The organism is Sphingomonas sp. HMP6 (assembly GCF_013374095.1).
Taxonomy (GTDB): domain Bacteria; phylum Pseudomonadota; class Alphaproteobacteria; order Sphingomonadales; family Sphingomonadaceae; genus Sphingomonas.
In genome coordinates this window covers 3125481-3137223 of record NZ_AP022672.1, presented here as the reverse complement: position 1 = coordinate 3137223, position 11743 = coordinate 3125481, and the positions used below count along the sequence as shown (strand labels likewise).

Below are 11743 nucleotides of genomic sequence, written 5' to 3'. Positions count from 1 at the left end.
CCCCCAACCCCGTTCGGGCTGAGCTTGTCGAAGCCCTGCCTGCCACATGTACGGCCTTATCCGTGGCACGCAGCCCTTCGACAGGCTCAGGGCGAACGGGATGGGGTTTGCGACAATAACCGTGCGAGACGCTACGTCGAAGGCCCCGCGCGATACACCGCCTCATCGAGCTCACCCTCTAGCCGCGCGACCGTCACCGTCACCGCCAAATTCGCGCTCGCGCTCGGCACCGTCCGCGTCATGTCGAGCAAGCGATCGAACGGCAGGACGAAGCCGACCACCAAGGCGGTCTGTTCGGGCGCGATGCCGACCGCCGAGAGCACTGCGGCGAGCATGAAGAGCGACGTGGACGGAACAGGGGCCGTCCCGAACGCGGCGAGTGCGCCGGTGAGCAGCACCACGCCGTAAATCTGCGGCGTCAGCGGCGTGCCGAACGCCTGTAGTGCGAACATGCTGAGCAAGCCGACGTACATCGCCGTGCCGTCCTTGCCGATGCTCGCACCGAGCGGCAGGACGGTCGACAGGATCGGACGCCCTACCCCGAGGTTGCGCTCCGCCACACGCATCGCGACTGGCAAGGTCGCCGAGCTCGACGCGGTCGAGAAGGCGATGACAAGAGCGTCAACGATGCCGCGAAAGAATGGGAGCACGGGCAGGCGCGCGACGAGTTTCAGCAACAGGCTGTGCACCACCAGCAACTGGATCGCCGAGCCGAGCAGCACCGCGAGCGCGAGCCAGCCGACATGGACGAACACCGCCGCGCCATTGGTGGCCACAGCACCCGCGATCAGCGCGAACACCCCGAACGGCGTCGCCTCCATCACCAGCCCGACGATCCGCAGCAACACGCTCGACAGCGATTGCAGCAGCGCGGCGAACGGCTTGCCGGGCTGGCCCGCCAGTACGGTGCCGACGCCGAACAGGATCGCGACGAAGATGAGCGCGAGCATGTCGCCCTTGGCCAGCGCATCGACGATGTTGAGCGGGATGATGCCGATCAACTGATCGTAAGGCGTCACCGCTGGCCCCAGCGGATGCGGTGCCGCCGTCCCGAGCGGCGCGCCGACGCCGGGGCGGATCAGCGTCGCGACACCCATCCCGACCGACACCGCAATCGCGGTGGTAGCGGCGAACAGGCCGATCGTCCGTCCGCCGAGACTTCCCAGCCGCTTCGGATCGGCAAGCGCGGTGATGCCGCTTGCGATTGTCACCAGCACGATCGGCGCGACCAGCATGCGGATCGCGCGCACGAACAGATCGCCCATGAAGGCGACATATTGCGTGCCCGCCGGCCAGACGAGCGCGAACACGAGCCCCAGCGCAAGCGCCCCCAGCACGCGCTGCCACAAGGGAATAGCGAACCAGCCGCGCAGCATTACGGACAGGTTCCGGCGGTCGGCGTGTGCGGCAGCGCGCGTCCAGCGGCGCGCCCGGTGAGTTTGCCGCCATCGACCGCGATCACGCCGTTGACGACGACCGTACGCACGCCCGCGGCATATTCGGTCGGCTTCTGATAGGTCGCGCGCGCGGCATAGGTTTTGGGATCGAACACCACGACATCGGCGAACGCCCCCGCCTTCACATGCCCGCGCCCGGTGAGCGCGAACCAGTCGGCGGTCAGCGAGGAACTGCGCTCGATCATCTGGCGCAGCGTCAGGACATGGTCAGCGACGACATATTTGGCATATTTGCGCGCGAACGACCCATAGACGCGCGGGTGGCCGGGCGAGGCGTCGGAATCGGTCATCACCCAGGGTGCGCGCATGAAGGCGGCGATGTCGGCCTCGCTCTGGTTGAACGACACCACGCCCGGATCGCCGACACGGATCACCGCGATGGCGGCGGCGATCGGATCGGTGTGCGTCGCAGCCGCCACATCGGCGAGCGTCTTGTCCTTGTGCGCGCCCTCGACGATCAGCAGCGTCTTCGCCCCGCCGCGCTTCCGCATATTCTCGGTCATGTCGGCCCGCAGCCGATCGGCGAGCGCAGGATCGTCGAAACGCGCGAGCAGCGCCGGGCGACCGCCATCCTGCGCCCATAATGGCACGAGCGAGGCGACCATCGATGTGCCGCTCGCGGACCAGGGATATTGGCTGGCGGTGATGTTGATGCCAGCCGCCCGCGCCGCATCGATCCGCGCGATCACCGCGCCTGCCTTGCCCTGCACGTCCACGCCAAGCGCCTTGATATGCGAGACGTGCGCCGCGACGTTCGCCTGGCGTGCAATCGCGATCTCCTCATCGATCGCCGCCAGCAGCCCGACGGTATAACTCGATTCATCGCGGATATGGCTGTCGTAATAGCCGCCACGCTTGCCCGCTTCGGCCGCGAGCGCGACCACTTCGTCGGTCTTGGAAAAGCTTTGCGGCGCGTAGAACAGCCCGGTCGAAAGCCCGATCGCGCCTTCGCACAGCGCGGTCGCGACCATCGCCTTCATCTGCGCGAGTTCGGGCGCAGTCGGCGCGCGCTTGGCCGCTCCGATCACCGCCTCGCGGATCGTCCCGAAGCCGGTAAAGGTCGCGTAATTGATCCCGACCGGCTTGGTATCGGCACTACCCAGCACCGCACCGACATCGATCGCGCCGCCACCGTCATTGCCGATGAACGCGGTCGTCACGCCCTGTAGCAGGAACATCGGGATCAGCCGCTTGGCCGGGTCCTCCGACAGCAGATCGTCGCTCATATGCGTGTGCGGATCGATGAAGCCGGGGGCGACGATCATGCCCTTCGCATCGATCGTGCGTTTGGCGGGTATCGATACATGTCTGCGCACCAGCACGATCCGGTCGCCGTCGATGGCCACGTCTCCGACGAACGGCGCGCCGGAACCGGTGTAGATCGTGCCGCCCCGGATGATCAGATCGACCGATTTCGGCGGACCAGCGCTGATCGCCAATACGCCCGCGCTCAGCAGCAGTCCGATCCGGCCGAGCTTCATTACGTTCCCCAAAAGCCCGGCGACGGCGGTGACAGCATGCCGCCTGAATCCGTAACCCCGCCCGGTCGATCCTCCGCCAGCCATATGGGTCCGTCAAGGTCCACGAACGCGCAGAGGCGCGCGACGTGGAGCGCGGGCGCGATCGACAGCGACGAACTGACCATACAACCGGTCATCAGCCCCAGCCCGCGCGCGCGCGCCGCCTGCGCCAGATCGAGCGCGGCCGTGAGGCCGCCAGCCTTGTCGAGCTTGATATTGACGTATTGGTAGCGCGTAGTGACCTGATCGAGATCGTCCGCGGTGTGGACCGATTCATCGGCGCAGATCGGCACGGCGGAGGTGAAATCGGCAAGCCACGCGTCGGCCCCGCTCGGCACGGGTTGCTCGAGCAACGCGACGCGCAATTCGACGAGCAAATCCTGCATCGCCTCCAGCACCGCACGGTCCCAGCTTTCATTGGGATCCACGATCAGCGCCGCATCGGGCGCGGCGGTGCGCACGGCGCGGAGTTGCGCGGCGGGGGCGTCGGCATCGACCTTGACCTTGATCAGCGGGGCCGTGGCGATCAGCGCCGCCGCCTGTCCCATCGCCTCGGGCGTGTCGATCACCACCGTCAGCGCGCTGGCCAGAGCGACCGGGGCGGGCGCGCCGATCAGCGTCGCCACTGTGCGGCCCGCCAGCTTCGCCGCCAAATCCCACAATGCGCAATCGATCGCGTTCCGCGCCGCGCCGGGGCGCAGCAGGCCGAGCAGCTCCTGTCGGTCCGCGCCCGCCTCGATCGCGCCTTGCACGCGCGCGATTTCGGCCAGCGTCACCGCGATGCTCTCGCCGTAACGCGGATAGGGCACGCCCTCGCCGCGCCCGACATGGCCGTCCTGCGTGATCGTCACCGTCACCACGTCGGCCGCGGTCTTCACCCCGCGGGCGATGCGGAACGGGCGGTTCAGCGCGAAACAGTCGTGCTGCGCGCTCAGGGTACGGGGCATAACAGTCGCTCGATGATCGTCTCGACGCCGAAGGCGACCGGATCGGTGCAGGGAAGCCCGAGCAAATCTTCGGTCTGTTCGCAGATCGCGCGCGCGGCGGCGGTGTCGAGCGCGAAGGTGTTGAGACACACGCCGACCGGGCGGACGTGCGGGCTGGTCAGCCGCGCGACCTGCAAATTCATCGTGAGGCATTCTGCCAGATCCGGCAGCTCCCGCCCCGGAATACCGCGCATGTGCGCACGGTGCGGTTGGTGGCACAGCACCAGCGCCTCGGCCTGCGCGCCGTGGAGCAGCCCGGTCGAGACTCCGGCGAAGGAGGGGTGGAACAGCGACCCCTGCCCCTCGATCACGTCCCACCCGTCGTCGCTGCGTGCCGGGGTGAGCTGCTCGATCGCGCCCGAAATGAAATCGGCGACCACTGCATCGACCGGAACCCCGCTCCCCGCGATCAGGATTCCGGTCTGCCCGGTCGCGCGGAAATCGGCGGCCACGCCGCGCGCGCGCAACGCGGTGGTCAGCGCGAGCGAGGCGTACATCTTCCCCACCGAACAATCTGTCCCGACCGTCAGCAGACGATGCCCGATGCGGGCATAGCCGGTGCCGACGACGAGATGCTCGGGCGGATCGCGCACGTCGAACAGCGCGAGATCCTGCGCCTGCGCCAACGCGACAAGCCTAGGAACGTCGCGCAAGCGTTGATGCAGCCCCGCCGCGACGTTCATCCCCGCCTCCAGCGCGGCAGCGGCATCGTCGATCAGATCCTGCCCCATCGTGCCGCCCGAATTGGCGATGCCGAGCACCAGCGTCCGCGCGCCCGCCGCCGCCCCCGCGGCGATGCTCAGGCGCGGCAGACCGAGCGTCAGCGGGCAATCGTCATAACGAAACTCACCGACGCAATCCGTCGGCCGAAAGGTGGCAAGACCGCGCGACGTCTTGATGCCGATCGCATCGCTGCTGTGGCCAAGGTAGAGGAGATAGGGTGCGGGGATCATCCCACAACCGTATCGACCCCGCTGGGCGCACACGCATAGCGAGTGCGGCGCTCGCCATAGCCTCGATTTATGCCGCGTCGATCACGCGGGCGAGCGTCTTGAGGAAATCGGTGGCGAGCGCGGTCGGCGGCCGATCGAGCAGGAACATCGCGTGGACGTCGAAGGTGATCTGCGGCTTCAGCGGCCGCACCGACAGGCCCGGCGCGAGCGAGGCTTGTGCGGTGAAGCTGTCGACCACCGTCATCCCCGCCCCCTGCCGCACCAGCGCCGTCGCGATGTAGAAGGTGCGCGCCGAGACGACTTCGTTGAGCGTGAGGTCGAGCCGCTCGACCTCCTCGCTGAACAATTGCCCGATCGGGCCGCTCGCCGCGAGGCTGATGAAGCGCTTGCCCGCGAGGCATTCGAGCCCGACGCGCGGCGGCGCATCGGGCATGTCCTGTTCGCGGTAGAGCAGGACCAGCTCGCCCTCGCCCAGCCAGCGATGCCCGATCGGCGCGGCCGGCGGCACTTCATAGGCGATCGCGATGTCGCACTCGCGTTCGTACAATTTGCGCAGCAGATCGTCGTGATGGACCGTCTGGAGATCGAACTTCACATTCTCATGCGTGCGCAGGAAGCTCGCCACCGCGACCGGCAACGCATCGAGCGCAAGCGACGGCAGCGCGGAAATGCGCAACGTACCACCGACGCCACGCTTCAGATTGCGCCCCGCCTCGCGCAGCGCATGGACGCGGTCCTGGATTTCGGCGACTTCGGCGAACAGGCTGTGCGCATCCTCGGTCGGCACGAGCCGTCCGCTGGTGCGCAGGAAGAGTTGGAAGCCGAGCAAAGATTCGGCGTGGCGCAGCGTCTTGGACACCGACGGCTGCGAAATGTTGAGCGCGCGCGCCGCCGCGCTGACCGATCCGTTGACATAGACCGCGTGGAAAATCTCGATATGGCGCAAATTCACGGCAGCGTGCCGCCCGCAAGCGCTTCCTCGGTCGCGGTATAGGCCGAGCGGGTGCCGGGCACATCCGCCACGTCGGTCGCGAAATAGGCAATGCCGGTGCCGCGCTTGACATCGATCCACAGCCCCGAGCGCAGGCCATATGCCTCACCCAAGTGCCCCAAGCGTGGCAGCGCATCGCCGACCGGATCATCGCGACAGCCCGCAATCCCCGTCGCCACGAACCCGATGGCGAGGCCATAGCGACACATCTGCCCGTTCCACGTGTCGCCATTGCTGGCGGGGCCGCTCGCACCGTTCCACGTCCAGACGGGCGCCTCGAGCAGCGTGACCGATTGCGGGCGAAGGATGCGCACCCCGTCGAGCGTCCCCTTGCCGAGCAGCAACCGCCCAACCCGCGCCAGATCGCGCACCGAAATATACAGCCCGCCCTGCGGCGAATAGGTCGCGCCATTGGCCCCGGCGCGCCATTTGGAAAGGTCGCAACTGCCGTCGCTGGCGCGCGTCACCGGGCAAGCCGGACGCTGGCCATGATTGTCGTCGCGCGTGACGACGCCACTGCGATACTGCACCGCCGCCCGGCGCACCGCCCCGTCCGAGCACGAGGCAAGCGTGTAGCACGCATCGAGCTTGAGCGGCGCGAGCACGAGCCGCTGCATCAGCCGGTCGAACCGCTCGCCGGTCGCGCGCTCCATCACCGCGGCGATCACCGGGAAATTGAAGTTGGTGTAGTTGAAATAGCTGCCGGGGGCGTGACCCGCGTCCCACGCCTTGGGGTCGGCAAGGATCGCGCGCATGTCGGCATCGAGCGGCAGCACATAATCAATCGTATCGGTCAGGCTCGACTGGTGCGACAACAGCATCCGCAAGCTGATCGCGCGGTCGGGAAACGCCGGGTTGCGCAAAGCGTAGCCGAGCACATCCGACACATCCGCATCGAGATCGAGCTTGCGCTGTTCGACCAGCCGCAACACCGCGATGGCGACGACGAGCTTCGAGATCGAGGCGATCCGCGCGGGGTCGTCGGGGGTGAGCGCGCGCGCCGCCGCGACATCGGCCATGCCCGACACGCGCACCGACCGTTCCCCGCTGCGATCGAACGTAACGCGCGCGGTGGCAATCGGCTGCGTCGCGCTCGCGGCGAGGAGGAGCAGGGCGGACATCATACCAGCGGATTAGGCCAAGCGGACTGTTAGGGAAACACCCGAACATATGGCGGTGCCCCGCGCGCTATTCTTTACCCGCCGCGCCGCGTATTGCGCGGCGTGGAAACGAAAGGGGCGATGATGTCCGACGATCATGCGCACGGCCAGCGCGACGGCCTGCGGCTCGCGCTCGCCATATTGGCGGCGGAGGAGGCGAAATGGGCAGCATTGCTGGGTGAAAGCCGGTCGGGCCGCACCAATGCGATCCGCGCAGTGCGGCACAAGACGCTGCAGGTCGCGCAAGCGCGCGTGCAGACCGCGCTCAACCGGCTGACACCGAAGGCCGACAGCGCGATGACCACGGAATTGGCCTCCGCGCTAGACAAGGCCGGGCTTTAAAAGTCCGTATGCAGCCGCACGCCGATCGTCTGCGGCGTGATCGGCACGATGTACGGGCGTTGGATGCACGATCCGCATTGCTGGAAGCGCGAGAGCTGGCCGCGCGCATCGAACGCATTCTGCAGGAAGATTTCCAGACTGAAGCGACTGAATTCCGCCCCGACCGCGAAATCCGCCGTGGTGAACGCGGCCAGACGGCCGAGCGACGCGGCCGGGTTATAGGGCACGCCGGTCGGGGTGAAGGCGAGCGTGCGCACGTCGCTCGACGCCGAGCTTTGATACGACACCACGCCCTGCCCGTACGCCTTCGCCGTCCCGATCGGCACGGAATAGCGCGCGGTTCCACTTGCCTTGAATTGCGGCGTGATCGGCAGACGCGTGCCCGCCGGGGCCGACGGGGTCGCTCCGCCGCAGGTAAAGGTAGGATCCGCGGCGAAGCAGAGGTTCTGCGTCGTCTTGGCATCGGTGTAGGAGGCCGATCCACTCAGCGAAAGCGCGCGCAGGTTGAGGCTACCCTGGATTTCCGCACCACGAATGCGCGCGTTCGGGCCGTTCTGGATTTGCGTGAAGCTGTTCGCGCCGAGGAAGGCGAATTGGAATTTGTCCCAATTCTGCTGATAGATTGCGCCGTTCAGCCGCAATTTGCCGCCAAGCAACGTCGTCTTTGCGCCGAGTTCGTAATTGGTCAGGAAATCGGCACCGTATGGCGGCACGTCGGCGCGGCGGTTGATGCCGCCGGGGCGGAAGCCGCGCGAGGCGGTGCCGTACAGCAGGACGCCGGTGACCGGCTTCCAACTGAGGTTGAAGCGATAGGTCACGCCTTGGCCCGACGCCGTGACCGGCTGCACGCCAGCGCCAGCGGCAAAGGTACCGAGGTTGGTGCACGGCCCGCCCGCCACCGCAGGCGGCAGCAACGTGGTGGGTCCCCCCGCCGCTACCGCATCGCGCAGCCGCGTGCCGTTGGTGGTGAAGCATCCGGCGACACCGGTGCGCGAGCTGCCTGCGGCATTGTACGGCGTGGTGTTGAACCCGCCCGCCGGATCACGCCCGAAGCCGAAGAAGCCGATCAACGTATTGTCGTAGATATAGGCGCGCGCACCCGCGGTCGCGGTCAGCGTGGGCGTGATGTCGAAGCTCGCCTCGCCGAACATCGCGTAATCCTTGTCGACGCGATATTGCTTGGTCAGCCACAGCGTACCGGGCGATCCGTTGACCGACAGCGTGGTCGCCAGATTGGCGATCTTGTAATCCTGATAGATGTCGTTGGTTTGCCGCTGATAAAAGGCACCTGCGACGATGCGGAAGCGGTCGCTCGACGGACTGGCGACGCGCAGTTCCTGGCTCAGTTTCTTGAAATGGTCGCTGCCGATCACTTGCTGGCGCGGGTCGATCGTGCGGCCGGCATTGTCGCGGTAATAGAAATAGCCGGCGAGGCCACCCGCCGAAGAATAGAGGCTGTCATACGCCTCGGAATAATCGGTGTAATCGCTCGACTGATAGGTTTTGCGGTCGAGATAGGCCCCGGCATAGGTCAGGTCCCAATTGCCGACCTTGCCTTCGATCGTCAGCCCCGCCTGGATGAAGCGGTCGCGGCGGAATTCGGGAAAGAAATGCTGGACCTTCAGATCGCCGACTTTCGGATCATAACCATAGGAACCGTGGCTGCGCGTGTCCTGATACATCACGGTCGGCGTGACCGTCCAATTGCTGTCGAGATCGACTTTCAGCGCGGCGCGACCACCGGCGATCTGGGTGTCGTTATAGTCCTTCTTGACGAAGGCGGCGTTGCTGATCGTGCCGGTATAGCCGGGTGCCAAGGGGGTCGCCGCCGCCGACACGTCGAAGCTGCGCGTGCCCGCGACATTGTCGATATAGCCCGCATCGTGCTGATAATAGCCGATCACACGCAGCGCCGCCGACGAGGAGAGCGGCAGATTGATCATCGCCTCGGCCTTGCCGCCGAAACCACCCTTGCTGACGTGATTGCCCTCGACATCGGCACGGCCGTAAAAATGCGAGGTATCGGGCTTGTTGCTGATGATGCGGATCGTGCCCGCTTCGGACGACGCGCCGTACAGCGTGCCCTGCGGTCCGGACAGGCTCTCGATCCGCGCAATGTCATAGATATGAACGTCGAGATTGCCGCCAATCGTCGTCACCGGCTGTTCGTCGAGATAGACGCCGACCGAGGGGAGCGCGCCCGAATGGTTGCCGTCACCGCCCGACGCGACGCCGCGCATATAGATGACGTTGGTGCCCGGCGTGCCGCCCAGCGCCTGGAACGACACCGAGGTCAGTTGCTGAGCATATTGCTTGAAGCTGGTGATGTTGAGTTCATCGAGCTTCTTTGTGGTCAACGCCTGGACGCTGATCGGCACGTTCTGCAGGCTTTCCGAACGCTTGGTCGCGGTGACGACGATGTCGGCATTGCTGTCGTCGGCCGGTGTCGCGGCGGCGGGCTGTGCAGGCGTGGTCTGCGCGAAGGCGGGGACGGTGAAGACCGACGACAAGAGTGCGGCGATTACAGCACGATGCGTAGACGATGACATCAGACAGCCCCCTATTGCGATGTTGCAGCAGACTGTTCGCACACGCAGCAACCGTCAAGCACGTCGATACAGAACTGTAACAATGATGCTGAATCGTTGCCGAATTACAACGATGACGGCGCCAGCGGGTATGTGTCGAGCACTGCGCCAAGCGCGACCTTAAGGGGATCGAGCCATGACTCGAACGGCTTCCACGCCTCCGTCCCCTCCCGGAAGATCGGGCGGCGGACCTGTTCGGAACTCGCCGTGCGCACCGCGCGCTCGGTCTCATGGAACGCAAGGCAGGCGGGCTCGAACGCCAGCCCGCACGCCGCCAGCAACGCACGGACGGTGCGTTCGGTCTCCCCGACCATATCCTCGTACAGCACGCGGTGGACGCGGCCCGGCAGCACTGCATCCACATGCGCCATCAGCCGCACATAATCGCGGTAATAGCGCCCCATGTCGTCGAGCGCGTAGCTGAACCCCTGCCCGCGCGCGAAATGCTGTTTGAAGTTCGAGAAGCAGCAGCCGAGCGGATGCCGCCGGGCATCGATGATCCGGGCATTCGGCAGGATCGAGAGGATGAACGGCACGTGCGCCCAATTGTTGGGCAGTTTGTCGATGAAGAAGGCGCGGTCGGTGCGCCGCTGGATGCGCGTGCGCTGGAGATACGCCTCGCCCGCCGCGTGCAGCCGCTCGGCCGACCAATCGGCCAGCCCGACCGGATAGGCCGCGTCGGCGCGCGCCAGCAGCGGAATGTCGGGCAATTCGGTCGTCCCCTCGACCTGCGAATGGCTCGACAGGATCTGTTCGATCAGCGTCGATCCGGCGCGTGGCATACCCAGAATAAAGATTGGATCTGACGCCGGACACCCCTGCCCGGCGCGATCAGCAAAGAAATCCGCATCGAACCGCGCGATGCTGCGATCGACGAAAGCCTGCGTCTCATCCGCATCGTAGGGCAGCGCGGCGCGGCGGCGGGCATTGCCATCGGCATAATGCGCGAAGGCGCGCGCGGCGTCGCGGCGATCCTCGAACGCCTTGCCCAGCGCGAAATCGAGGTGAAAGCGATCCTCGTCAGTGATCCCCGGCGCGACCAGCGCTGCCTCCATCGCGGCGATATCGCTATCGTCGAACCGCACCGTCTTGAGATTGGCGAGGCTCCACCACGCCTCCCCGAGGCTCGGCAGCAGGTCGATCGCGCGGCGATACGCGGCGATGCCATCCGCCTGCCGCCCAACCGTCTTGAGCATATGGCCATAGCTCATCCACACGCGCGGCTGTTCGGGCACGTCAGCGAGCACGCGCTGATACAAGCCGATCGCATCGTCGAACTGCCCAAGCCGGCCAAAGGCCGCCGCCTGCAAATTGGCATGACCGGGATTGTCGGGGTCTTCGGCGACGACGGTCGCGAGTTCCTCGATCGCGTCGGTCGGGCGGTTGAGCCGGTACAGCACCAGCGCGAGATTGGCGCGCGCAGCGGTGAAGCCTGGCGACAGGTCGATCGCACGGCGCAGCAGCGTCTCGGCATCCTTGTACCGCCCGATCCGCCCGGCCAGCTCCGCCAACATGCGGATCGCCGCAACATCGAACGGATCATCGCGAAGATGCGCCTTCAGCAGCGGCTCGGCCTCGCCAAGACGGTTGTCATTGAGTGCGAGGGCGGCGTCGATCAAGCGCGGCGGATAACGCCCGCTCGTCGCCATCCAGCCCGTTTCGGTCCCCATGCTCGCCTCCGCCATAACGCGGTCGTAGCGCAGCTTGCGCGAAAAGGAACTATGGCGTCGCCCTGCGCGTCGTGCT

General features: G+C 66.4%; 9 protein-coding genes. 1 reads left to right on the top strand and 8 read right to left on the bottom strand.

Annotation, left to right across the window (positions count from 1 at the left end; all coding sequences use genetic code 11):
- Window positions 1-131: 131 nt before the first annotated feature.
- The 6 genes from HMP06_RS15350 to HMP06_RS15325 form a co-directional block, all read right to left on the bottom strand.
- The gene (locus HMP06_RS15350) at window positions 132-1376 is read right to left on the bottom strand and encodes a dicarboxylate/amino acid:cation symporter (RefSeq protein ID WP_176497861.1); all 1245 of its coding nucleotides are present in this window, start codon (window positions 1374-1376) and stop codon (window positions 132-134) included.
- Window positions 1376-2938 carry an N-acyl-D-amino-acid deacylase family protein gene (locus HMP06_RS15345; protein WP_176497860.1) on the bottom strand — a complete coding sequence of 521 codons (1563 nt, stop codon included), beginning with the start codon at window positions 2936-2938 and terminating at the stop codon, window positions 1376-1378. Before HMP06_RS15345 ends, HMP06_RS15350 begins: the two co-directional genes overlap by 1 nt.
- Window positions 2938-3924 (bottom strand): N-acetyl-D-Glu racemase DgcA, encoded by a 987-nt coding sequence (gene dgcA, locus HMP06_RS15340; RefSeq protein WP_176497859.1) that lies wholly within the window; start codon window positions 3922-3924, stop codon window positions 2938-2940. The genes HMP06_RS15345 and dgcA overlap by 1 nt, the downstream gene beginning before the upstream one ends.
- A complete protein-coding gene (dgcN, locus tag HMP06_RS15335) occupies window positions 3909-4916 on the bottom strand; it encodes an N-acetyltransferase DgcN (protein ID WP_176497858.1) in 1008 nt (335 codons plus the stop codon). The genes dgcA and dgcN overlap by 16 nt, the downstream gene beginning before the upstream one ends.
- A 67-nt stretch (window positions 4917-4983) precedes the next feature.
- A complete protein-coding gene (locus HMP06_RS15330; protein ID WP_176497857.1) occupies window positions 4984-5868 on the bottom strand; it encodes a LysR family transcriptional regulator in 885 nt (294 codons plus the stop codon).
- On the bottom strand, window positions 5865-7031 hold the full coding sequence (locus tag HMP06_RS15325; RefSeq protein WP_176497856.1) for a serine hydrolase domain-containing protein: 1167 nt from the start codon (window positions 7029-7031) through the stop codon (window positions 5865-5867). The genes HMP06_RS15330 and HMP06_RS15325 overlap by 4 nt, the downstream gene beginning before the upstream one ends.
- 120 nt (window positions 7032-7151) lie before the next feature.
- Here HMP06_RS15325 and HMP06_RS15320 point away from each other — a divergent pair, with 120 nt between their 5' ends.
- Window positions 7152-7409: a hypothetical protein gene (locus HMP06_RS15320; protein ID WP_176497855.1), complete on the top strand. Its 258-nt coding sequence runs from the start codon at window positions 7152-7154 to the stop codon at window positions 7407-7409.
- Here HMP06_RS15320 and HMP06_RS15315 read toward each other — a convergent pair.
- Window positions 7406-9958, bottom strand: coding sequence for a TonB-dependent receptor (locus HMP06_RS15315; RefSeq protein WP_176497854.1), 2553 nt, complete (start codon window positions 9956-9958; stop codon window positions 7406-7408). The two genes, HMP06_RS15320 and HMP06_RS15315, sit on opposite strands and share 4 nt — an antisense overlap.
- Before the next feature lie 104 nt (window positions 9959-10062).
- On the bottom strand, window positions 10063-11667 hold the full coding sequence (locus HMP06_RS15310) for a tetratricopeptide repeat-containing sulfotransferase family protein (RefSeq protein WP_176497853.1): 1605 nt from the start codon (window positions 11665-11667) through the stop codon (window positions 10063-10065).
- Window positions 11668-11743: the final 76 nt, after the last annotated feature.